Origin of the sequence: Dyadobacter sp. CY347, assembly GCF_021502655.1 — a bacterium.
Lineage (GTDB): Bacteria > Bacteroidota > Bacteroidia > Cytophagales > Spirosomataceae > Dyadobacter.
On record NZ_JAKFFT010000011.1, the window covers coordinates 111,900 to 135,213 of the forward strand.

Genomic DNA, 23,314 nt, shown 5'->3' on the forward strand with positions numbered 1-23,314 from the left:
TCAATAAAAGGCTGAGCTTGTCAGCCGATTGGAATTGTAATTTTAAACTCTGTTTTTTCTCCCGGAACCGTTTCCACGTCCAGCATTCCATTATGGGCATTGGTAATGATATCGTAGCTCATTGAAAGGCCCAATCCCGTTCCCTGGCCCGTGGGTTTGGTAGTGAAAAAGGGCTGGAATATTTTGGCTTTCACATGATCCGGCATTCCGGTGCCATTGTCTGTCACGCGGATATAGAGCTTACCTGCAAACATTTTGGTAGATATCTTGACTTCCGGACGGTAATCATCCAGTTTGCCAGCTTCGGTAAGCATTCGTTTTTTCTCCGCTACGGCGTAAAATGCATTGGTAAAAAGATTCAGGAAAACCCTTCCCAGATCCTGCGGCATCACCAGCACTTTACCAATATTCGGGTCGAAATCGGTTACCAATGCGGCATTGAATTCCTTGTCTTTTGCGCGCAGGCCGTGATAAGCGAGGCGCATATATTCGTCTGCCAATGCATTGATTTCCACCGGTTCCTTCTCACCGGATGAAGTGCGCGAATGCTGTAACATTCCCTTCACAATGGAATCCGCGCGCTTACCATGGTGCGTGATCTTCTGCTGGTTTTGGCTTAAATCGGCTATAATGCCTTTAATATAGTCTTTGTCGTCGTCAGAAATAGAGGTTTTATCCACTTCCTCTTCCAGTTCCTGGCAAAGCTCTACGGACACTTCCGAGAAGTTGTTTACAAAATTCAATGGATTCTGGATCTCATGCGCAATGCCCGCCGTAAGCTCGCCCAACGACGCCATTTTCTCGCTCTGGATCAGCTGATTCTGCGTTGATTTCAGCTCGTCGATTGTTTTTTGCAATTGTTCCTTTTGAGCGGTAAGCTCCATGGTCCGCTCTGTAACCAGATATTCCAGGGATTCCTTTTGTGCCTTACTGGCCGCTTCCTCGCGCATCCGGTCCTCCCGTTCCTTCAACAGGATATTCTGTTGTTTCCGGGCATAGAACCAGATGACGAAGCAGAGGATGAATGCAAAAGCGACCGCAATGTCCAGCCAGTCGTGGTATTTATCATGGAACTTAGGTGCAGCAAGTTCAACGACGTCATTTAAAATAGACACTACCACAAAAGGAATTACCGACTGTGTCACAGATTTGAGAGACCGAAACTCTTCCTTAGTATAAAGGATGAAAAGGACCACGACCATGAATATATGCCAAAGCCAGGAATACCAGTCCGGACTGTCCGTTATATAATAGGTTGCCAGCAAAGCAATACTGATGTATCTGCCAATGAGCAATTTACGGTCCCATTCCGGAAGGCTTGTGGCTGTCTGCAATGAGGACCGGACGTACTGGATCAGGAAAAACGAAACTAGAAAGTAATCCATGCAGGTTTTACGGTGCTGTTTTTTCTTTTTTAGAGAATGCCAATTTCACAGCAAAGTAATTATTTTCTGCCAATTACTAGTCAGCGAAGTCAGTTGACACGGTCAGCTCTTTCCAGTCTGACAGTTCTTTCTGCACCGCGGCGATTTTACCATTCGCAATTCCGAAGGCGTCGCTGCCCAGGAAAAGGTTCATCGGCGGGTTTAGTTCGGACACGATGCGGATCATGGCATCTGCTGCTTTTTCAGGATCACCAGGTTGTTTTCCGTTGATTTCGTTCTGATGTGCGTTTTGCGTCTCGCGCACGGATTTGTAATCGTCAATTTGGATTTTAGGAAGTCCTATGGACGAATCCGTAAGGAAGTTAGTGCGGAAATAGCCCGGCTCAACAACCGTTACGTGCACGCCAAATGCCTTTACTTCTTCGGCGAGGGATTCAGAAAGCCCGTTAACAGCAAATTTTGTTGCACAATAAGCGCCGAATCCCGGGAAACCGCCCATGAACCCGCCGATAGAAGAAATGTTAAGAATGTGGCCGGAACGTTGCGCACGCAGGTAAGGCATGGCCTTGCGGATCACTGTGAAAACGCCGAACACATTGATTTCAAAGTTATCACGGACTTCCGCGTCTGTAAGTTCTTCAATGCTTCCAAGCAAGCCATAACCTGCATTATTTACCACCACATCAATGCGGCCAAAATGCGCTACGGTTTTCTCAATTGCTTCCTGAACGCTGTCCTCACTTTTAAGATTTGTTGCCAATGGTAAAAATTGCGGGCTGGCATTCCCAACTGCTTTTTGCAGATCTTCCAGATTTCTCGAAGTAGCTGCTACTTTAATGCCACTGGCGAGCAGTTTTTGAACCAATGTCAGCCCCAATCCTTTTGAAGCACCTGTTACGAACCAAATTTTGTTAGTTTCCATCTTTTTGTTTGTTTAAATTGATGAAACAAAATTAGGTTACCGGGAAAAATCCAGCATTGCGCGGTTCAAACAGATGATTGCAAAATTCAAACAATGCGATATGAAGTGGGTGTTTGGCTGGTTTGCTTTTTGAAAAAGTTGTTGAAATGCGCCGGTTCTTCAAACCCCAGACTATAACTGATCTCTGAAATATTCCAGTTGGTATGTTTTAATAGTGCAACCGCCTCACTGGCAATACGTTCGGCAATGTGCGTGGTGGTTGTTTTGCCTGTCGTTTCACGGATCGCACGGTTCAGATGATTCACGTGAACCGATAACTGTTGTGCGAAATCATTGGCAGATCGGAATGTAAAGCGTTGAGAAGGCGACTCGATCGGAAATTGCCGTTCGAGCAACTCAGTGAATACAGCTGTGATCCTCGAATTGGCATTCGGGTGCTGGTATAGCGACTCCGAAGGCTGCATTTTCATGGCATAATGCACCGTTTCGGTCACATAGTTGCGCAGCAGGTCGTATTTATATTGATAATCGGAATTGATTTCTTCCAGCATTTTTTCGAAGATCCCCTGAACATGTGCCTCCTGTGCTTCATTGAGCAGATAAGCCGGTTTTCCGCCTGGTGTGAACATGGGCAAATCGCCCAGTCCATCGCGGATCCTGCCCGAAAAGAAGCCCTCTGTGAAAATACAGAAATAGCCCGAAATGCTGTCGGGACCGCCTTCCCAGGTGTAAGGGACCTGCGGATTGAAGAAAATAAGGGTTGATCCGTCCGTTTCGAGGCTTTTATCCGCGTAGTGATAAATGTTCTTTCCGCGGATAAGGGTAATTTTGTAAAAATCCTTGCGACTATATTGGATAGGCGCCGAGTTCGGGCCCATACAATCTTCCAAACGAAATACATTGAAATGACCAATGTCCTGTTGCAGGTTATCGGGCAGCCAGTTAAACTTGTGCTGGTAGAATTCTTCGAGTGTTTCTGAGTTTGCCATAACACGAAGTTACAAAATTCAAATAGAATTAGTAGAATTCAAATGATACAACCTTGTTTATTTGTCCCAATTGAAATACTTTAAAAACCACTCATGCGATTAAACAACCTTTCCTTTTTCAATGCTAAAAGCACATTTATACTCGCTTTTTCTGCATTCACACTTCTGGTTGCCTGCCGGACTGCACTTGCCCAATCCGACCTCAAATTTTGGTATAAACAACCTGCCAGAAATTGGAATGAAGCATTGCCGATTGGAAATGGCCGCATCGGTGCCATGGTTTTCGGAAGGGTTGATGAAGAACTGATCCAGCTGAACGAAGAGACGCTATGGTCGGGCGGCCCGGTGAACACGAACCCCAACCCGAACGCCAAAAATTATCTCCCGCTTATCAGGACCGCGATTGCGAACGAAGATTATAAACTGGCCGAAGAGCTGACCCAGAAAATGCAAGGCATCTTCACTGAATCCTATGAACCACTCGGTGACCTGATCATTAAGCAGCAATTCGAAGGACAACCCACAGCCTACAAACGCGACCTGGACATTTCCAATGCATTGTCATCCACGACATTTACAGTCGCAGGCGTGGAATATAGCCGGGAGATTTTCATTTCGGCGCCCGATCAGGTAATGATGGTGAAGTTGAAAGCCAGCAAAAAAGGTGCGCTGAATTTCACGGCGGCCACGCAAAGCCCGCTATACTATAATAATGTTGTTATCGCGCAGAACCAGGTGGCCATGAAAGGACAGGCGCCTGCGCATACGGATCCGAGTTACATGCAAACCATGGAGCAGCCGGTGATCTATAACGACCCTTCCAAATGCAAAGGAATGCGGTTTGAGCTGCGCATGAAAGTGAAGGAATCGGACGGAAAAACGGTTGCAGATGCCCAGGGCTTGCACGTTTCGGGTGCAACAGAAGTTGTACTGGTTTTATCGGCGGCTACCAGTTTCAATGGTTTCGACAAATGCCCGGACAAAGAAGGAAAAGACGAATCCCAAATCGCAGAAAAATATCTGACAGCAGCACAAGCCAAGACTTACGATGCGCTAAAAGGTGACCATATCGCTGATTATCACAAGTTTTTTAACCGGGTAAGCCTGGTTATTAATGGCAATCCCAAAACGGAATTGCCCATGGACGAGCGCCTAAAAGCATATGCTGAGGGTGCGAAAGATGCGGGGCTGGAATCGTTGTATTTTCAATTTGGCCGCTATTTACTGATTTCCAGTTCGCGTCCCGGCGGCATTCCTGCGAATTTGCAAGGCATCTGGAACCGTGAAGTCCGCCCGCCTTGGAGCAGTAACTTCACAACCAACATTAACACGCAAATGAATTATTGGATGGTGGAAACGGCAAACCTGCCGGAACTGCACACTCCATTGATAGCGCTCATCGGCAACATGGCTACGACAGGCAAGGAAACCGCCAAAAATTTCTACGGTGCGAAAGGCTGGACGCTTAATCATAATTCAGACATCTGGGCGACGACCAATCCGGTGAGTGGAAGTCCGTCGTGGGCTAACTGGCCTGTGGGCGGTGCATGGTTATGCCAGCATTTGTGGGAACATTACCAGTTTAGCGGTGATAAAGAATATTTATCCAAAACAGCTTATCCATTGATGAAATCGGCGGCCGAATTCTGTGTGGATTGGCTGATTGAAGATAAAAACGGTAAGCTGATCACAGCGCCATCCACGACTCCTGAAAATATTTTCCTCACCGAAAAAGGCTTCAAAGGCTCCGTCTCTGTGGCTACAACCATGGATATGGCCATTATCTGGGACCTTTTCACCAACATGATCGAAGCATCGGAAAGGCTTGGAACGGATACGGAATTCAGGCAAATGCTGATTGAAAAACGCGCTAAATTGTTTCCCATGCAGATCGGCAAGAAAGGCAATTTGCAGGAATGGTACAAAGACTGGGAAGATGTGGAGCCGGAGCACAGGCATATCTCGCATTTGTTCGGCCTCTTTCCTGGCAGACAGATTTCTCCTTTAACAACTCCAAAGTTCGCGGAAGCATCGAGGAAGACAATGGAGCTGCGCGGAGACGGCGGAACGGGATGGAGCAAAGGCTGGAAAATCAATGTCTGGGCGCGGTTACTGGACGGAAATCATGCTTATAAACTAATCCGCGAGCAATTGAAACTGACAGGCGTGGAAGGGACCAACTACGCAAACGGCGGCGGCACCTACCCTAACCTCCTCGACGCACATCCTCCATTCCAGATCGACGGAAATTTTGGCGGCACATCCGGAATCACCGAAATGTTATTACAAAGTCATGACGGCCTCATTAACATTCTTCCCGCTATTCCCGATAACTGGACTAGTGGAGAAGTAAAAGGAATGAAAGCCAGAGGCGGTTTTGAGCTCGACATTGCATGGGCCAATGGTAAGATCACACAACTAGTCGTTCGCTCCAAGCTCGGCGGCAGCTGTCGCATAGGCGTTCCCGGCAATTTGAAGGCTGCTTCAAAAGTTACGTTGAAAGCTGCGAAAGGCGAAAATTCAAATGCATTCTATAAAAACATTCAACCCGTTCCTGGCGGCACCGCAATCGTAAAAGCCGGAAAAGTGGCATTCGATTTCCCGACCGAGGCCGGTAAGGAATATGTTTTTAAAGGGAAATAAACAGATAAATGCATAAAAGGTCAGGCACGTTGCTATGGAGCAATGTCCTGACCTTTTTATTGAACCGCCACCCTGTTCTTATCTACAAGATGTGCCAATGAAAGCACGATCAACTGCAACACAACGAAGGAAACGAATAGCATCGGAATCGAATCTTCCGGTGCCGGGCCAAACATGTTGAAGATGTCGATGATGATAAAGAACGCAACGAGCAGCCAAAAACCCCATTTACCCTTGTTACTGATTGCTTTTGTATGCTTATAATAAAGATAAGCCCCGATGGCGAAAATTATAAGTTCAAGAATTACAGTCCCTTCAAGCGAATTCCACAATCCCATTCCTACTTTGACATTGGTGAATGGCGTCAGCGGCAAGTCAGCAATGTGCACAACCAGATCCAGAAACCAGTGGCTTAGCACTGCCAGGCCTACGATCACAGCGCTTTTTGTGTCTTTTTTGAAAAACCAATAAACCAATGCTGCCAATGCACCCCACACAATTCCCATCAGCAAACTATGCGTGTAAGGATAATGTACAAAATCAAATGGCGTAACAACCGTAATGCCCGGCGTAACCTTCACCTGCTCGACATCGAATAACAGCAGGAACGGCCAGAGAATATCGACAAATTCGACGGCGACGAACAATGTCAGAAGCGAGATTTGAGGAGCCGCTTTTTTTACTCCGAATGCTAATCCATAGTGACCTAAAAACATACAAATGGCTGGTTGATTAATGACAAGTCCAGATAAACCCGCAGCAGGCCCGATTAGAGAAAGCTCAATTTATCACAACTTTTCCCGGTTTTGAGATAGTAATGACCTTTTTTGACAAACTCGGGCTTAAAAAAGGAAGCGACGATGGTCAGATCGCCCGACTCGAACTCAAAATAAGATTGCAGATAGTTTTCCAGTTCTGTCATCGGTGATTTGCTATATATCAAATGTAACAATGCTCCTCCGAACCGCCAAGCGCCTTGCCGCGAGAGCCTTCGTGATTTTGATCATTTTCGTACGAAAAGTGTCCGAATGCGGACATTTTGAAAAATTAACATGCGTGTAAACGGCTTGGTAAGAGCCGTTAAGTAAACTGGCATATATTTTATACAAAGAACTATGTTATACAATGTACCGATCTGTTAGCCATAAAAATAAAATGCAATCCGCTCTCATTCTCCTGCTGTTATGTTAAAAAACTATTTCAAAATTGCCTGGCGCAACCTGCTCCGCAACCGCGCCTTTTCTGCTATCAACATTACTGGCCTGGCCATTGGGCTGGCTTCCTGCCTGCTGATCAGCCTTTATGTGCTGGACGAGCTCAGTTTCGATCGCTTTCATGAGAACGGCGACCGGATCGTGCGGGTGGTTTTTAAAGGCGTAATGCAAGGTGGTGAAATGAAGGAAGCGCATGTAATGCCGCCCACGGCTGCGGCGCTCAAAGCCGATTATCCCGAGGTTTTGGAAGCCACCAGGTTAAGGCGCGGAGGGGCTCCGATGGTGTTACGCAACCAACAAATTTATACGGACGATGAGCTTGCATTCGTCGACTCTAATTTTCTGCAAGTCTTCACATTTCCGCTCGTAGAAGGGAATGTAAAATCGGCGCTCAGACAGCCCAATACAATTGTTATTTCAACCAAACTGGCTGAGAAGTATTTTGGAAAACAAGATGCTGTCGGTCAGATAATCACATTCAAGGACTGGAAAACGCCTTATAAGGTAACTGGCGTCATGGAAGAAATGCCTGCGCATTCGCATATTCAATTTGATATGCTGGCATCCATGTCTTCACTGGAAGATGCTAAATCGACCTCCTGGATGATCTCGGAGTTTTACACATATCTCCTTTTGCCCGAGGGCTACGATTACCGGCAGCTGGATGCGAAACTCCCGCAAACCGTGGAGAAATACATGGGTCCCCAGCTCAAAACAGCTCTGGGCCTTACTTTTGCCGAATTCAAAAAGAAGGGAAACAACCTTGGCCTTTATCTGCAACCCCTGACTGAAATCCACCTGCATTCCGATTTTCAGTATGATCTGGGCACCAGTGGGGATTTGAAATACGTGTACATTTTCGGCGCCATAGCAGTGATTATGCTGCTCATTGCATGCATCAACTTCATGAATTTATCCACGGCCGGTTCTTCCAAGCGTGCCCGGGAAGTGGGTGTCCGGAAAGTGATGGGATCGGAAAAGATTGAGCTGGTCGCCCAGTTTCTGATGGAATCCATCTTACTGACGGGGATTGCATTGGTTTTTGGAGGGCTCATTTGTCTGGCTGGCTTGCCGTTGCTGAACAGTCTTTCGGGTAAACATCTCGGTTTTAGCCTGGAAGCACTTCCCGCGCTGATTCCTGCTTTGCTGATCTTTGGTCTGTTTGTCGGCATTTTTGCAGGAAGCTATCCCGCTTTTTTCCTTTCGTCATTCAAGCCTATTGCCGTTCTTAAAGGCGGCAACGCTGCCGTTAAACTTAATTCTTCCGGTAAAAATATCGGCCTGAGAAGTGGATTAGTGATTTTTCAATTCTTCGTTTCTATCACATTGATGGTCGGTGCGACGGTCGTATATCAGCAATTGAAATTTATCCAAAACAAAAAACTGGGTTATGAAAAAGACCAGGTTTTGGTTGTTCCGGCCTGGGCGCTGGGCAAAAATATGCCGGTTTTCAAGGATGAGCTGATGCGGGATTCGCGTGTAAGCAACGTCAGCTTGTCGGGCTTTGTGCCTGCCGGGCCTTCCGATAACAACAATTATATGATCACGCCGGAAGACAATCCTTCGCAACTTCTTAAAACGCTCCGTTACGAAGTGGACTACGATTACCTGGCCACATTGGGCATGGAAATGGCACAGGGACGCAATTTCTCAAAAGCTTATGGCCTGGATTCAACCGCCGTTATCCTGAACGAAACAGCCGCAAAAGCGCTGGGATGGCAGCATAATGCGATCGGCAAAACGCTTTCGCGCCGGAACAACGAAGGCAAGGGCAGCGCTTACCACGTGATCGGCATCGTAAAAGACTTCCATTTCAAATCATTGCACGAGAAAATTTCACCGCTGGTGATGACATTGAGCCAGGACCGCGGATGGATGATCATTAAGACAAAAAACAAGGAGGTTTCCGGACTGCTTGCCAAAATGAAAAACCAGTGGGAAAGCTTTAAACCTGATATGCCTTTCACCTATTCATTCCTGGACGAAAGATTTAATGAGACTTACAAAACCGAACAGAAAACAGGTAAGATCTTAGCGATTTTTGCCGGATTAACCATACTGGTCGCTTGCATGGGACTGTTTGGGCTGGCGATTTTTACAGCGGAGCAACGGACCAAAGAGATTGGCGTCCGCAAAGTGCTGGGCGCGTCGGTGGCGGGCATTGTTGCGCTGCTGTCGAAGGATTTTCTCCAACTCGTTGTGGTGGCGATCGTGATTGCACTGCCCACTTCCTGGTGGCTGATGAGCCGCTGGCTGGAAGGTTTTGAATATAAAATTGACGTTTCATGGTTGGCCTTAGCGCTGGTAAGCCTGGTTTCGGTGGCAGTTGCACTCCTTACAGTCTCGTTTCAATCGGTCAGGGCAGCATTGATGAACCCGGTAAAATCGCTTCGGTCGGAATAAACGAAGCTGGTTGAAAAACAATAGTAATCTTGACAAGGCCGGGAAACCGGTCTTGTTTGTTTATAATACATTAGTAAAGAGATGGATACGGATTTTTAAATATATTTTTCTAAATTCCTGTAACCTTTTCCTATGCTGCAAGTTTCCACATCAGGATCACAACAAAAGACAACCGTTTGAACACGCTGACAGATAATTCGCTCATGCTGAGGGTTAAGGCCGGAGATCTGGACAAGATGGGCCTGCTCTTCGAACGGTACAACCGTCCTTTGTTTGCGTTTTTCTATCATATGACGCACAAAAGGGATTTGAGTGAAGATCTCGTGCAGAATGTGTTTTACCGGATGCTTAAATACAAGCATACGTTTACAGGAGAAGGTGAATTCCGAACCTGGATGTATCATCTGGCCAGAAATATCCTGAATGACTCGGCGAAACAGAACCGGTCGGCCGATCATTACGACGTCTCCGAAATGGCTGATAAGATCGGCGGCGGAACATTGGCTGATGAGGGTTTTCAGAAAAGGGAAGACGCAGATTTCCTGCATAAAGCCATGGCCGGACTTAGCGACGATTACCGCGAAGTCCTCGTATTAAGCCGGTTTCAGGAAATGAAATACGATGAAATTGCAAAGGTTTTAAACATCAACGAAGGAACGGTAAAAGTGCGGGTCCACAGGGCATTGGGAGAGTTGAAAAAAATGTTTTTTACAAATGAAAGACGATAAAGACATGGGTTGTGAACAGGCAAAAAATAAACTGGAAGACTGGCTTCACAATGATCTGGACAAGGCAGACAGACTGAATGTGGAGCGGCATCTTGCAGAATGTATGCATTGCCAAGAGGAATTTGCGGCCGACAAACAACTTTGGGAAAGCCTGGGCAAAATGAAACTGCCAGAGCCAAGCGGGGAGATGCGGGTTAATTTTTATGCAATGCTTGATAATTTCAAAGCCGCAGAAGAAACCAGCAAGCCATTTTCTTTACAGGCATTCATTGAAAAACTGCGCGATTTCGTGCTTCCGCAATGGACGGTCCAGGTTGCATTTAGCTTGCTCCTTGTGGGGTTAGGCTGGGCGATCGGCAACAAAACGAGTAAAAATAATTTGTCTGCGAATGCTTATCAGCAACAAATTGAAACCCTAGCGACGCAGGTGGAAAACATGAAAAGCACCATGATGCTGGCGCTCATCGAAAACCCTTCGGCAACGGAACGGCTTCGCGCAGTAAGTTACACCAGCGACATTACCCACGCCGATGAGAGGGTGATCGACGCACTTTTTACCACATTGAACAACGATGCAAATGTGAATGTGCGCCTGGTGGCTTTGGAAGCGCTTACACAATTTGCGACGGACGCGGTGGTGCGGGAAGGCCTAGTGAAATCGCTTGCGGTGCAGGATTCGCCTATGGTCCAGGTTGCGCTGGCCGATGTTATGGTGAAATTGCAGGAAAAAGGTTCGGTGAAGGAACTGCGTAAATTGCTGAATAAAGAAGGATTGAACGATCTTGTGAAGAACAAGATCGAGCAGACAATTAAGGACTTATCTTAAAACAACCATAATCCAACTATTAGCCATGAAATATTTTGCAATCCCCTTACTAGCGGGAGCGGTGCTTTGTTGTACCCCGGCGCCCGCACAAAGGCTCGAATTCAAGGAGCATGTGAGCAAAGCGTTCACCTTGTCGCAGGACGCATCGGCCAATGTCCTTGCCATATACAACATTAACGGCTCCATTAAGGTGGAAGGCTACAATGGAAAAAAGGTTTTGATTGAAATTGATAAAACGATTACGGGCAAAACCAATGCAATCCTGGAAGAAGGCAAGCGGGAGTTCAAGCTCAACTTCGATCAGCAAGCGGATAGCATCACAGCGTACATTTCCGAGCCATTTGATTCGCGGCCAAACCATGGCAGAAGAAACGATAACAGCCCAAAGATCGAATACGATTTTGATCTGGATTTCATTGTAAAAGTCCCTTATGCCATGAATCTGCACGTGTCGACAGTGAATGGCGGTGATGTGGATGTGCAGGACGTTACGGGTTCGTTGGGCGTCAGCAATGTGAATGGAGCCATTACGCTGGTGAATGCAAAAGGCGCGGCGATTGCCCGCACGATTAACGGGAATGTTGTTGCGAATTACGTTTCGCTACCGCCCGGCGAGTCGGATTTCAAGACACTGAATGGCGACATTAAGATCAGTTATCCGGCGACATTTTCTGCCGATTGCCAGTTCAAAAGTTTCAATGGTGAGTTTTATACAGACTTTCCAAACACTGAATCGCTGCCGGTAAAAGTCGTTAAAAATGAGGAAACGAAGCCGAACAAAACCGTCTATAAGCTTAGCACGGAGACACGGATCCGGATCGGAAAAGGCGGGCCGACCTACAAGTTTGAAACATTCAACGGGAATATTTACATTAAAAAACAATCATAACAAAAATGAAAACCAACCCATTAATAACCCTCGCAATTGCTGCCTTACTAGGCTGTTTTACCAGCTCTGCCAAAGCGCAAACGAGTATGAAAGAGCAGCTCACTATCCCGCTTACCGACCCGGGAAAACCCGGATCTCTGCAGGTAAATCTGATCAACGGGACCATTAAGGTCACAGGTTATTCGGGCAACCAGGTTGTCATAGATGCTGTTGTAAAAGGGGCTGAAAAGTCGGACAAACCTAAGGACGAAGCAGCAGGCGGAATGAAGCGGATCACCCGGAACGGAGGCCTCGAACTGACCGCAACCGAAGAGCATAATGTTGTCAAATTGACGACCAGAATGGTGAACACAACGATGCTTCTTGAGATCAAAGTGCCCCAGAAATTTGGCCTTAAAGTTGGCACTGTAAACAACGGCGACATTGTCATTGAGAACGTGTCCGGCGAGATGGAAATCCAAAATGTGAACGGCGATATCACGCTCACGAACATTGCCGGCTCGGCTGTTGCGAACACAATTAACGGAACATTAAAAGCCAATTTCAAGACCATCGACACCTCGTCGCCCATGGCATTTTCGACCCTGAATGGCAACGTGGATGTGACCATTCCGGCGACTGCAAAATTCGATGTAAAACTAAAATCCGACCGCGGTGAAATATTCAGCGACTTCGATGTGGACGTGGACAAAAGCGCTCCGCAGGCGACGCGCTCGGGCAAGGACGGAATGTATAAGGTTTCGATCGATGACTGGGTGAAAGGCAAGATCAATGGCGGCGGAAGCGAAATTATGATGAAAAATATGAATGGCAATATTTACGTGCGAAAAGCGAAGTAAAACCGCTCCTATCGGCTCTAAATGCGGAAACCCACCGGTGCTATAAAGCAGCCCGGTGGGTTTTCCTTTTTATGTACGAATTGATGTGCGTAATGGTCCGCGTCTACTCAATTGTGCCGCCCATTTCCAGGAGCATTTTAGAAAGCTCGTCCAGTTTTTTTGTTTTTATAGTTGCAATAATCTGATCCGACAAAACCTCCGATGTTGCAGTTGCTTCAGTGAGAATGCGCTTGCCAGCATTGGCTAGCTTTACATAAGACACCCGCGCATCGCGACTGTTTGCCTCGCGTTTCACCATTCCCAGCTTCTCCAAAGGCGACAGCATCCTGGTAATTCCGGAGGCAGTTAACCCGATTTTTTCTGCCAGATCCACACGGCGCAGCTTCTCTTCGGGAGCTTCTCCTAGGTGAAACAGGATCAAAAATTCATTCAGACTAATGCCATGACTGCTCAGTTTGGCATCGAACCGCTTGGTAATCAATGCCTGAACGGTCGTGAGGTTGAGGAACAATTTTAAAGATGGTGTTATGGTTGACATATGATTGAATTGTATTTGTTTTATTGTTGATTAATAGTTGATTATTCAAGTATTACGCAAATATATAATAACTTTAATGCATTGTCAAACAATCGATTGTAATATTCTCCATCAAAAAGTGCGTTTTTGAGGTCTGTGAGCGGGATTTCAGAAATGTTTCACGTGGATCGTTAAGCGACACCGTAAGCTCCCTCATTATGCGTTGGATTTCAATGCATAATGAGGTGGTTTATGAGGCGCTTATGCGTGTATTTTTTACCCCGAATGTGCGCGCAGCAACTGGCGGTAACTGTTCAGGATTGCAGATTTGGAAATGAAGCCGACAAACTCGCCGGACACCTTCACCACCGGCAGGTTCCAGGCACCGGTTTCATCGAACTTTTTGACAACACTGACAATGCTGTCAAAATCACTGATGACGACGGACGGCACCTTCATGAGGTTGGAAATGGTGAGCATGTCGTAGAGCTCTGGATTGAAAAGAAGGGGCCGGATGTCGTCCAGAGAAATTGTACCTACCAGCTTCTTATCTGCGTCCACCACGGATATCATGTTGCGCCTTCCGGCCCTTACCAGCTCAGCAAGTTCTTCACGCGTCGCGTGCTGGCTTACCGTCTGAATGTCCTTATCAATGAGGTCCAGAATGTGCAGCAGCGAGAGCAGGTTCCGGTCGTGTTCGCGGGTAAAAATCTTGCCTTGTTCCGCCAGTTTTTTGAGGTCAGGCGAGATGGGAGAAAACCATTTTGCAATGAGATAAGATATGACCGAAACGATCATTAATGGGATAAAAAGATCGTAGCCCGACGTGGATTCGGCGATCAGGAATATTGCGGTCAAGGGCGCATAAAGTACGCCGCTCATGACGCCCGCCATGCCTACAATAACAAGATTATTCACCGGCACATCGGCCACGCCAAGCTGCAAACACACGAGCGCAAACACGTAGCCGAGCGACCCGCCCGCGAAGAGCGACGGCGCAAAATTTCCACCGTTCCCGCCACTGAAAATAGTGATCGACGCGGAGAATGCTTTGAGTAAACAAATCAACGCAACGAAGACCACAACAACCCATTCGCGATAGCCGATGAAGCGGAACAGACTGTTCTCGATGACCGACTGCATCTGCCCGTTGGTGATGGCTTTAATGGTGTCATAACCTTCGCCAAAAAGCGGCGGATAAAGCACGCATAAAACCGACAGGATCGCGCCGCCAAGCATTGCTTTTCTGATCCGCGTAAGTTTCAGTCCGTGGAAAAACTCGTCGATGTATTTTGCGATCAAAACAAAATACCGGGCGTAAAGTCCGCAAAGAACGCCGAGGAAAAGATAGAAAGGAATGTTGTGATAATCGAACGGGTTTCGCGTCTTGAATTGAAATAAAACGTCTTCCTGCAAAAGGACTTTTGACACAAGGCTTCCGCAGACCGCCGCCACAACCAATGGAATAAAATCAGAAAACACAACGCCCACCAGCAGGATCTCAAAGGCGAACATCATTCCCGCAATGGGCGCATTAAAAGCCGACGCAATTCCTGCCGTTGCGCCTGCCGCGAGCAGCAATGTCCGCTCTCGATAATCCAGCTTGTAGGTCTGCGCAAAATTAGACCCGATTGCCGCCCCTGTAACCGCGATAGGGCTCTCTAAACCCGCCGACCCTCCTAACCCTACGGTGATGGCACTTTGGACGATCTGTGAGTACATTTTGACAGAAGAAACCACACTCGAATTTTGCGCGATTTCGTAGAGGATCACCGGGATACCTTTTTTATCCTGCCCTTTGAATATAAAAATGACAATTAGCGTTGTGATCACAATTCCCAGAAACGGGAAAAGAATGTAAAAAAAGATCTGCTGTTCGAAGTAGACCTTGTGGGTGATAATGTAGTGAATGTAATGCACGAGCGATTTAAGGATCACGCCCGCAAGGCCGCACGTTATGCCGACCAGGATACCCGACAGGATCAGAAACTGGGATCTTGTAAGTACACTTTTTAACCAGAAAAGCACGATCTCGTAACTCCGCGCTTTGTTGAGGCTATATCTGATGAAGTTTCTTCTGAACTTTAAATAACCAAATGCTCTCTTAATGTTGCTTCTGTTCACAGTTTACCATTTTAAGCCCGCCGGAACTCCGGTGCGCCGGCAGAACCGGGACGCCAGGGTGCCAGCGGGCTTCCATTTGCAATGCTAGTTGGCGCGGGCAAGCTGAACTTCAAGCTTGATGTCCACATTACGGTCGTTGCCGTTATAACGCGAGTTATAGCCACCCGATCCGATGCCGACACCCATTCCGCCGCCCATTCCGATTCCTCCCCCTAAACCTATGCCAATGCGCGGGCTGAATCCTGATTGTGACGATTGTCCGTCAACCTTGATGTTAACACCAAGCATAGCGGTTTCCCGGGCATTGACACCCATGAGGCTAAACGGAATTGCGATCTGCTCGGTCAGCTCGCCATTCTGGTCCATCAGGATCTTCGATTTGATGCTGCCGTCCTGCGCAACCAGATTGATAAAATGCTGGCCTTTCTTGTCTTTCCAGACCGCTTCTTTATTGTAAGAATCCAAAAGCAGATCCAGTCCGAGACTGTTGGGAAGATCTGTATCGACCCGTTTCAGCGCTTTCCTATCTTCTTTCATAACGACAGGAAATAGCAGTGAATACTGATCTTTCTTCTGTCCGTCGGGGCTGAAAGAGATTTTCAGGCCACTTGACAGAATGTTCTGAATGGTGGTCGGATCTTTTGTTTTCAGGGTCAGGTAAACGTAATGTTCATCATTGATGATGCCATATCTAAGCCTTGACTTCTGATCCTGCTGATCGGGTTTGATTTCATCCACATATGAGAAAGGCGCATTCCATTTTGACTCATAAGTCATGGTTTTGGAGGAACTGCATCCTGCGAGGGCAGCAAGTAACAGCAGAGACCAACTGTTTTTTATGATTTTCATTTTTATCTGTAAATAACGATTATGGTTAATTTATAAACGAAATCCTTCAATTGATCATTACTACAAACAGAAATAAATCATTGCAATATGAATAAGGCATCCCACAACTGGGAAATATTTTTCCGGCTGCCCGTCACGCCGACTTCCTATTCTCCCAGTAATGCTGCGATTTTCCTATGCAGCTTTTCCGGCTCAAATGGCTTGGATAATGTATCGTTCATGCCCGATGCCAAAGCCTGCTGAACTTCCTCCGGCAGCACCGTGGCTGAAAGCGAAAGGATAGGTGTTTGTATCATTAGCTGCTTCCTGGCAAAGCTGGCGGCCTGGAAGCCATCCATTTCCGGCATTCTCGTATCCAGGATTATCAGGTCATATTTGCGCTCCCTTAATGCATCAATGGCTTCTTTACCATTCAAAACCATGGTTGCGTCCAAAAGCCAGGTTTTCAGGTATTTTTTCAAAAGCAGCGCGTTGATCGGATTGTCCTCGGCTACCAGCACGGTTTTTCCGTTAAACGGTCTTAAATCCTGAAATGCGACCGGAGGCTTGGGCTCAATGCTTTTTTCATTGGCATCCGGCAAAATTAAAGTAAAGAAGAACTGGCTTCCCCTGTTGAATGTGCTGTTTACTTCCAGCTCGCTGCCCATCAGGCGCACGAGCTTTTGAGAAATGGTAAGTCCAAGACCAGTCCCTCCGTATTGATGCGATGTGTTTTCAGAAGCTTGTCCGTACTCAGAAAATATATTTGAAAGCTGTTCATTCGACATGCCTATGCCAGTGTCTTCCACGCTGAATTTTATCTTGTGTCCCAACTGAGTTTGTGAAACCAGCTCAACGCGGCAGATTACGCCACCTTCCTGTGTGAATTTTAATGCATTACCAACCAGGTTCAGTAATATCTGGTTCAGGCGCATGCCGTCGGCCATAACACAGTCGGGGAGATTATCTTCGATAGCCAGGGTCAGTTTCAGATTTTTCTCATCTGCCTTGAAGCGCATCAGGTCAATGATCCCTTTTCCAAGCACACGGAGGTCTGTGGACGTTGGTATGATGGAGAATTTTCCTTCATCGATTTTTGAGATATCCAGAATGTCGTTCAGAATGTTGAGGAGTGAGCCGGACGATTGACGCAGCATGTTGATCAGATCCCGTTGTGCGGTATCCAGTGTTGTTGCACTCAGCAGGTTACCAAGCCCGATAATGCCATTCAGCGGCGTCCGGATCTCGTGGCTCATGTTGGCCAGAAATGCTTCCTTCACTTTTCTGGCTTTTTCTGCCTGGCTCTGCGCGTCTATCAGGGCACGCTCGTGCGCTTTTCGCTTCTCCACATCATGCAGGTTCACAAACAGCAGCCTGTTTTTATACATAATCCTCAGTTCCAGCCAGACAGGTTGCCTTAGCCTGCCAAAAAACCGGTCTTCCACGACGATGGTTTCCCCGCCTACGTAGCTTTTTTGGACCAGGACCTGACGTAATGCTGCATTAATCGGATCAACAAGCAGATCCAGGATCGTGGTGCCGACCAGATGGCCCGGGGCAATTCCTAAAATCTTTTCAACGGAAGGGTTAACAGAGATAATGTTGCCCGTTTCCGGCTCAACAGTTGCGATGATATCAGGCGAATTGAGAATGATCGTTGCGTAATTTTCCAGCAATTTATTCTTGTCCCTGATCTCCTTCTGGCTCCTGGCCAGCCTGATCAGCGAATCAACCTTTGCATTAGTAATATACGGGTCCAGTGGTTTGTACAGATAATCGATCGCGCCCGTTTTGAGCCCGCGGACTGCATAAGTGGTTTCCTTTGAAATGGCGGTTACAAAAACGATCAGTATTTCTTTGGTTTTGGGATTAGACAGCAATGTTTCAGCAAACTCAAAGCCATCCATGCCGGGCATTTGAACGTCTACCAGCGCTACCGCAATTTCATTTTCCCAAACAATGCGCAATGCTTCGTTGGCGGAAGTTGTTGAGTAAATTTCAATGTCATCCCTGCTGAGAATTGCTTTTAACGAAATGAGGTTCTCTTCACGGTCGTCCAGCAGCAGAATTTTTGTGTTTTCCATCTTGATTTATTCTATGAAAGTAGATTGCTGATCGTTTCGTAAAATTTATCCTCCTCTAACAGCTTGTGTTTTTTGTATTTCAATAATGCTTCTTCCGGCATGCGCGGAAACTCAGCAAATTCCGGGTCTTGCACGAATGTAGGGCAGCCCATCTCAGCCAGAAGTTTCAGTCCCCCCGCCCCGTCCTGGCTCGATCCTGAAAAGAGCATGGCAGCTTTCACCGGAATGCCTGACATGGCGGCGGAAATAAACGTGGCATCAATAGAAGGCCGGGAGAAAAAGTCCGGCTCCGTATGGTCATAATAAAACCGGTGATCGTTTCCGACCAGCAAATGGTAATCCGGCAATGCAAAATAAATGCTGTTTGACATGATCGGATCAAGGTGATGCGGTTCGCTCATGTGAACGTCGGTTTTTGTTTTAAATAAATCAGGTAAAACCGATGAGCTGGATCTTCCCCTATGCAATACGAAAATGACAGCAAACGAAACCGGGTCCTTTAAAAGTTTGATAATGTCTTCCAGGATCACGAAGCTTCCTGACGAGCCGCCCATGAGTACAAGACTCAGCGATTCATCTTTCGCGCTGTTCATTTGATTTTCTGATAAATGTTCAGGGCACTATCAATAACCTTAAAATGGGCTTCGAGCCCCGAATAACGCAATGTTTCCCGCTTTCCCAAACAAAGAAACCCCAACATGCTTAAACTATCATACAGAAGCCTGAAAACCTGCTGCCTCAGTTCCAGCGTAAAATAGATCATTACATTGCGACAGCTTATAAACTGAAATTCATTGAAAACCCCGTCGCCGGTAAGGTCGTGTAATGAAAAGATAATATTCTTTCGTAATTCAGGGGATATGATGGCCTTGTTATACGCAACATGGTAATAATCTGACAATGAGTTCTTTCCGCCAGCCAAAATATAACTTTCGGAAAATGTCCTGACATTTCCCAATGTGAAAACTCCTTCCCTGGCCGATGTAAGCACCCTGTTGCTCAGATCCGTGGCGTAAATCAGTGAGCGGTTCATAAGTCCGGCTTCTTTGAGCAGGATTGCCATTGAAAACGCCTCCTCGCCAGATGCACATCCGGCCACCCAGAACCGCAATGTCGGATAGGATTCCAGGTAACCAAAAACTTCTGTCCTAACCCTTTTGAAATACTCCGGATCGCGGAACATCTCAGAATAGTTGACAGTCAGTTCCTGGATCAGGTCATATACAATGCTGCCGCCCGGCTCAATGTGCAGCAACAGCTCGTCCAGGTCCATGTCGTATTTGGCAAGATAGCGGCCTGCCCTTCTCAGCAGCGACGGTCGCGCATAACCAGAAAAGTCAAAACCCGAAATTTCACGGATGCGTACAATCAATTCTTCGAGCTGAGGATATTCTAATACAACCATATGTCAGGCGGAATGCAACCATACTTTAATCAGTGCCAGCAACTTATCCACATCCACAGGTTTGGAAATATAATCATTGGCACCGGCCGCAAGACATTGCTCCCTATCACCCTGCATTGCTTTTGCAGTAACCGCGATGATCGGCAGATTAGCCCATCTGGGAACCTCCCTGATTTTCCTGGTCGCCTCGATCCCATCCATTTCAGGCATCATAACATCCATTAAAACCAGGTCAATTTCCGGTGTATCTTCCAGTTTTTCAATCGCTTCCCGCCCATTCGCTGCGATTTCGATCTTAAAGCCGGATTCTTCGAGTACAGCGCTTAATGCGAATATATTTCGCATATCATCGTCGGCAATGAGTATTTTTTTACCTACAAAAACATTCTCGGAATGTACAACCGGGTTGCTGAATGCGTCACGGTTTTCGGGGCTTTTTGAAGTTTTGGGCTGAATATTTTTCAGGAATAATTTTACTTCATCCAGTAACCGCTCGTTCGATTTCTTGGTTTTCATCACCACCGGATGCGCGTATTTCATCACACGGGTCAGGTTAACCTGGTCCAGATCTTCGGCCGTATTGATGACAACCGGCACGGCGCTCCATTCCGGGTTTTTCTTGATCTCATCGAGGAAATCCAGTCCGTTCATATCCGAAAGCCGGATATCCAGAATAATGCCGTCGACGGTTTTTGAATTTAAAATAGATAATGCTTCCGAGCCAGAGAATGCATACAACACGAAAATGTTGTTGGCAGTAAGGAAGTCACCCAGATATTTGCTTTGGTACTGATCGTCTTCAATAAGCAGGATCTTTTGCTGTTCGGTTTTACCGGATTCCAGTTTGAGCAAAGTAAAGATACGCTCTGCCGATTTCTCATCGACGGGTTTTTGCATAAATCCGATTGCTCCTTCCTTCACCATGTCCATATCCAGGTAAGAACCCGAAGAGACCGTATGAACAGGAATGAGCTTTGTTTTGGGATCAGATTTCAGCTCTTTTAGAACTTCATCCCCGGACATATCCGGCAGATGCATATCCAGAATGATGGCCGTAGGCCGGAAACTCTGCACCAGTTCCATAGCTTTCCTGCCCGTGTCAGCGACCACAACTTCAAAACCACTGTCCTTTGCCTTCGCCGACATATCCGCTGCAAAAATCTCATCATCTTCAACCAGCAATAGGCGGTATTCCTTGCCATTATCGGCAACCGGACTTTGCTTCACCGGTTCCTCCGCTTTCGTAATTTCCACTGCGGCTGCGGTTTCGTCCGAAGCCGGTTCCTGATTCTGAACGGGAATTTTTAATGTAAATGTGGACCCTACTCCTGCTTCGCTTTGAAGAGAAATGGAGCCCTTGAATAAATTGGCCAGCTCGCGGCTTATGGAAAGTCCCAGGCCGGTGCCGCCATATTTTCGGCTTGTAGAACCGTCGGCTTGCTGAAATGCTTCAAAAATGGACTGCTGCTTCTCCGGCGCGATCCCTATTCCCGTATCCGAAACTTCAAAATACAAATACGAAGCTTCCTGCTTGATATCCAGCGAAACGGTTCCTGGCGCCGAGGTGAATTTCACTGCATTGGAAACCAGGTTCCTGATGATCTGCAACAATCTGACCTGATCCAGGAACAATGTATCCGGGCATGAAGGCGCTTTTTCAATTTTGAGCTCCAACCCTTTGTTTTCCGCTATTTTCTGGAATGTATTTCTGATTTCGGACAGTAACAGTTCGGTGGCGACAAGCTCGTGCATCAGCTCGATTTTCCCCGATTCTACTTTTGCAAGATCCAGGATGTCGTTGATCAATGTTAACAGGTCATTTCCGGAGTTGAAAATAACCGATGCATAGCGCTGCTCTTCTTCGCTCAGGCGGGCTCCTTTGTTTTCGCCCAGGATTCTGGACAGGATGAGAATGCTGTTGAGCGGTGTTCTGAGCTCGTGGCTCATATTGGCGAGGAATTCACTTTTGAACCTGCCGCTTTTTTCGAGTTCGTCAGCTTTGATCTGTATCTGGTCCCGGGCTTCCTCAATCGTGCTTTTTTGCTCTTCCAGCATGAAAGCTTTTTCTTCAAGCTCTGTATTTATCTGCTTTAATTCTTCCTGCTGCACCCGCAGTTCCTCTTCCGAAACCTGTAAAAGCTGCGTCTGGCGCATCAATTCTTCATTCGTAACGCGCAGTTCTTCCTGCTGACTTTCCAGCTCCTCTGCCTGCAACTGGGTTTTTTCAAGTAATTCATTGGTCGTCTGACGGGCGTGCGCCGCCGTGATTGCTACCGCAATGTTGTCAGAAACCATTTCCAGTAGTTTGGAAACTTTTTCTCCGGGATCATTTAAATAACCAACTTCAATGATCGCCGTAACCGTTCCTTTGAGCGCGATGGATTTGATATAAACAAATGCGGGGTCTGTATTGCCGATTGTACTCTTAATGTTTAAATAATCGGATGGAACCTGGATTTTTTTCAACCCGACGCCTTCGGCAGCCATTTGCCCCAGCATTCCATCACCCAGCTTGATATGGGCCGGCACCGTGGCCGAAGGGTCTATGCCGTGACTACTAGCCAGTTGCAGCACATCACCCGCCCGGCTTATCATATACATTGTGCCCACCGGCGAACCGGTCACTTCAACGAGTTTGCTTAACAGTTTTTTTGCCAATTCCTGCTGCGTAGGCTCTCCACGGATTGCCTCGGAAAGCTTCACGGCATTATTCAGTATCCAGTTTTTCTCATGGTCTTCAATGGATAGCTTTTCCAGCTGTTTATTTGCTTTGATCGTTTCGTTCTCAGAAGCGATTTGCGCATTATATGTTGTTCTGATAAAATAATAGAGCAGAAACACGACGAAAAGGAATGCCAATGTTCCGAAAACAATGTACTGGGTTGCCCTTAGGGAGCTTTCGGCAGCATCTTGTTCCCTTTCTGCAAGCAGGCCTTCTTCCTCATTCTCAATACGTTTGAAACCAAAGTCAATTTGAGAAGCAAGAACTTTTCCTTTCAGAATGATTGATTTAACTGTGTCCGGCCTGTAATTGCCCGATTTCAGCAACTCGTGCTGCTGCGTCATCAGGTCCAGTCTACCCTGAATCAATGTATTAAGCGTATCTAGCCTGCTAACCTGGTGCTTGTTGTCTTTCACCAACTTACGCATTGCTTCCAACTGGGCCCAGACATCATTAGAGGCCGTCCTGTAATTGTCTTCAAAAGTCACATTGCCAGTAATGGCAAAGCCGCGGACATTGGATTCGGCAGATAGCAAGCGGTTTCGCACGGAGGTCGAAACGGCCATCACTTCCCGGGTATGGTTCACCCAGCCTGCATTCTCCTGCTGTTTCCTGATGGCATTATAAGAAGTAAGACCGACGACGACAACCAGAACAATAGAGAAAATAATACCAATTAAAATCTGTTGTTGGAAAGATAAGCGCATAGACGTCGGAATAGCGGAGAAATGGACTTGCTGAGCAATTTCCGCCTAATATCCGTAAAAAAACGCAAATCACCCTTGATATGAAGCGT

The 23,314-nt window shown here is 46.8% G+C and carries 18 protein-coding genes; 6 read left to right on the forward strand and 12 right to left on the reverse strand.

Annotated features, from left to right (window positions below; all coding sequences use genetic code 11):
* Positions 1-20: 20 nt before the first annotated feature.
* From L0659_RS24645 to L0659_RS24655, 3 genes are all read right to left on the reverse strand, one after another.
* Positions 21-1,385: an ATP-binding protein gene (locus tag L0659_RS24645; RefSeq protein WP_235129270.1), complete on the reverse strand. Its 1,365-nt coding sequence runs from the start codon at positions 1,383-1,385 to the stop codon at positions 21-23.
* 76 nt (positions 1,386-1,461) lie between these two features.
* Positions 1,462-2,307: an oxidoreductase gene (locus tag L0659_RS24650; protein WP_235129271.1), complete on the reverse strand. Its 846-nt coding sequence runs from the start codon at positions 2,305-2,307 to the stop codon at positions 1,462-1,464.
* 86 nt (positions 2,308-2,393) lie between these two features.
* Entirely contained in the window at positions 2,394-3,296 is a 903-nt protein-coding gene (locus L0659_RS24655) for an AraC family transcriptional regulator (RefSeq protein WP_235129272.1), read from the reverse strand.
* A gap of 93 nt (positions 3,297-3,389) precedes the next feature.
* On the opposite strand from L0659_RS24655, the gene L0659_RS24660 reads away from it, so the two are divergent.
* The gene (locus tag L0659_RS24660) at positions 3,390-5,939 is read left to right on the forward strand and encodes a glycosyl hydrolase family 95 catalytic domain-containing protein (RefSeq protein WP_235129273.1); all 2,550 of its coding nucleotides are present in this window, start codon (positions 3,390-3,392) and stop codon (positions 5,937-5,939) included.
* A 56-nt stretch (positions 5,940-5,995) separates the two neighbouring features.
* Here L0659_RS24660 and L0659_RS24665 read toward each other — a convergent pair whose 3' ends face one another.
* Together L0659_RS24665 and L0659_RS24670 are read right to left on the reverse strand one after the other, a co-directional pair.
* Positions 5,996-6,655 (reverse strand): metal-dependent hydrolase, encoded by a 660-nt coding sequence (locus tag L0659_RS24665; protein ID WP_235129274.1) that lies wholly within the window; start codon positions 6,653-6,655, stop codon positions 5,996-5,998.
* Positions 6,656-6,708: 53 nt separating this feature from the next.
* Positions 6,709-6,861 (reverse strand): hypothetical protein, encoded by a 153-nt coding sequence (locus L0659_RS24670; protein WP_235129276.1) that lies wholly within the window; start codon positions 6,859-6,861, stop codon positions 6,709-6,711.
* 262 nt (positions 6,862-7,123) lie between these two features.
* Here L0659_RS24670 and L0659_RS24675 point away from each other — a divergent pair, with 262 nt between their 5' ends.
* The 5 genes from L0659_RS24675 to L0659_RS24695 all read left to right on the forward strand — a co-directional run bounded on the left by L0659_RS24675 (position 7,124) and on the right by L0659_RS24695 (position 12,838).
* The gene (locus tag L0659_RS24675; protein WP_235129277.1) at positions 7,124-9,556 is read left to right on the forward strand and encodes an ABC transporter permease; all 2,433 of its coding nucleotides are present in this window, start codon (positions 7,124-7,126) and stop codon (positions 9,554-9,556) included.
* A gap of 203 nt (positions 9,557-9,759) precedes the next feature.
* On the forward strand, positions 9,760-10,284 hold the full coding sequence (locus tag L0659_RS24680; protein ID WP_235129329.1) for an RNA polymerase sigma factor: 525 nt from the start codon (positions 9,760-9,762) through the stop codon (positions 10,282-10,284).
* Positions 10,271-11,110, forward strand: a complete 840-nt coding sequence (locus tag L0659_RS24685; RefSeq protein WP_235129279.1) for a zf-HC2 domain-containing protein — start codon at positions 10,271-10,273, stop codon at positions 11,108-11,110. The genes L0659_RS24680 and L0659_RS24685 overlap by 14 nt, the downstream gene beginning before the upstream one ends.
* 25 nt (positions 11,111-11,135) lie before the next feature.
* On the forward strand, positions 11,136-11,999 hold the full coding sequence (locus tag L0659_RS24690; RefSeq protein ID WP_235129281.1) for a hypothetical protein: 864 nt from the start codon (positions 11,136-11,138) through the stop codon (positions 11,997-11,999).
* Between the two features lie 5 nt (positions 12,000-12,004).
* Positions 12,005-12,838, forward strand: a complete 834-nt coding sequence (locus tag L0659_RS24695; RefSeq protein WP_235129283.1) for a DUF4097 family beta strand repeat-containing protein — start codon at positions 12,005-12,007, stop codon at positions 12,836-12,838.
* A gap of 103 nt (positions 12,839-12,941) precedes the next feature.
* On the opposite strand, the gene L0659_RS24700 is transcribed toward L0659_RS24695, so the two are convergent.
* From L0659_RS24700 to L0659_RS24730, 7 genes are all read right to left on the reverse strand, one after another.
* Positions 12,942-13,376: a MarR family winged helix-turn-helix transcriptional regulator gene (locus L0659_RS24700; RefSeq protein ID WP_235129285.1), complete on the reverse strand. Its 435-nt coding sequence runs from the start codon at positions 13,374-13,376 to the stop codon at positions 12,942-12,944.
* Between the two features lie 255 nt (positions 13,377-13,631).
* Positions 13,632-15,479, reverse strand: a complete 1,848-nt coding sequence (locus tag L0659_RS24705; protein ID WP_235129286.1) for a chloride channel protein — start codon at positions 15,477-15,479, stop codon at positions 13,632-13,634.
* Between the two features lie 84 nt (positions 15,480-15,563).
* Positions 15,564-16,328 carry a hypothetical protein gene (locus L0659_RS24710; protein ID WP_235129288.1) on the reverse strand — a complete coding sequence of 255 codons (765 nt, stop codon included), beginning with the start codon at positions 16,326-16,328 and terminating at the stop codon, positions 15,564-15,566.
* Between the two features lie 146 nt (positions 16,329-16,474).
* Positions 16,475-18,391, reverse strand: a complete 1,917-nt coding sequence (locus tag L0659_RS24715; RefSeq protein ID WP_235129289.1) for a response regulator — start codon at positions 18,389-18,391, stop codon at positions 16,475-16,477.
* An 11-nt stretch (positions 18,392-18,402) separates the two neighbouring features.
* The gene (locus L0659_RS24720; protein WP_235129290.1) at positions 18,403-18,984 is read right to left on the reverse strand and encodes a chemotaxis protein CheB; all 582 of its coding nucleotides are present in this window, start codon (positions 18,982-18,984) and stop codon (positions 18,403-18,405) included.
* Positions 18,981-19,796, reverse strand: a complete 816-nt coding sequence (locus L0659_RS24725) for a protein-glutamate O-methyltransferase CheR (protein ID WP_235129291.1) — start codon at positions 19,794-19,796, stop codon at positions 18,981-18,983. Before L0659_RS24725 ends, L0659_RS24720 begins: the two co-directional genes overlap by 4 nt.
* Before the next feature lie 3 nt (positions 19,797-19,799).
* The gene (locus L0659_RS24730) at positions 19,800-23,225 is read right to left on the reverse strand and encodes a response regulator (protein WP_235129292.1); all 3,426 of its coding nucleotides are present in this window, start codon (positions 23,223-23,225) and stop codon (positions 19,800-19,802) included.
* Between the last annotated feature and the right edge of the window lie 89 nt (positions 23,226-23,314).

Bases quoted from the DNA above. Each gene is read 5' to 3' on its own strand.
- L0659_RS24720 (WP_235129290.1), bottom strand. From the start codon at position 18,984: ATGAACAGCGCGAAAGATGAATCGCTGAGTCTTGTACTCATGGGCGGC.
- L0659_RS24695 (WP_235129283.1), top strand. From the start codon at position 12,005: ATGAAAACCAACCCATTAATAACCCTCGCAATTGCTGCCTTACTAGGC.
- L0659_RS24690 (WP_235129281.1), top strand. From the start codon at position 11,136: ATGAAATATTTTGCAATCCCCTTACTAGCGGGAGCGGTGCTTTGTTGT.
- L0659_RS24655 (WP_235129272.1), bottom strand. From the start codon at position 3,296: ATGGCAAACTCAGAAACACTCGAAGAATTCTACCAGCACAAGTTTAAC.
- L0659_RS24675 (WP_235129277.1), top strand. From the start codon at position 7,124: ATGTTAAAAAACTATTTCAAAATTGCCTGGCGCAACCTGCTCCGCAAC.
- L0659_RS24715 (WP_235129289.1), bottom strand. From the start codon at position 18,391: ATGGAAAACACAAAAATTCTGCTGCTGGACGACCGTGAAGAGAACCTC.
- L0659_RS24685 (WP_235129279.1), top strand. From the start codon at position 10,271: ATGAAAGACGATAAAGACATGGGTTGTGAACAGGCAAAAAATAAACTG.
- L0659_RS24680 (WP_235129329.1), top strand. From the start codon at position 9,760: ATGCTGAGGGTTAAGGCCGGAGATCTGGACAAGATGGGCCTGCTCTTC.
- L0659_RS24665 (WP_235129274.1), bottom strand. From the start codon at position 6,655: ATGTTTTTAGGTCACTATGGATTAGCATTCGGAGTAAAAAAAGCGGCT.
- L0659_RS24730 (WP_235129292.1), bottom strand. From the start codon at position 23,225: ATGCGCTTATCTTTCCAACAACAGATTTTAATTGGTATTATTTTCTCT.
- L0659_RS24700 (WP_235129285.1), bottom strand. From the start codon at position 13,376: ATGTCAACCATAACACCATCTTTAAAATTGTTCCTCAACCTCACGACC.
- L0659_RS24670 (WP_235129276.1), bottom strand. From the start codon at position 6,861: ATGACAGAACTGGAAAACTATCTGCAATCTTATTTTGAGTTCGAGTCG.
- L0659_RS24660 (WP_235129273.1), top strand. From the start codon at position 3,390: ATGCGATTAAACAACCTTTCCTTTTTCAATGCTAAAAGCACATTTATA.
- L0659_RS24650 (WP_235129271.1), bottom strand. From the start codon at position 2,307: ATGGAAACTAACAAAATTTGGTTCGTAACAGGTGCTTCAAAAGGATTG.
- L0659_RS24725 (WP_235129291.1), bottom strand. From the start codon at position 19,796: ATGGTTGTATTAGAATATCCTCAGCTCGAAGAATTGATTGTACGCATC.
- L0659_RS24645 (WP_235129270.1), bottom strand. From the start codon at position 1,385: ATGGATTACTTTCTAGTTTCGTTTTTCCTGATCCAGTACGTCCGGTCC.
- L0659_RS24710 (WP_235129288.1), bottom strand. From the start codon at position 16,328: ATGAAAATCATAAAAAACAGTTGGTCTCTGCTGTTACTTGCTGCCCTC.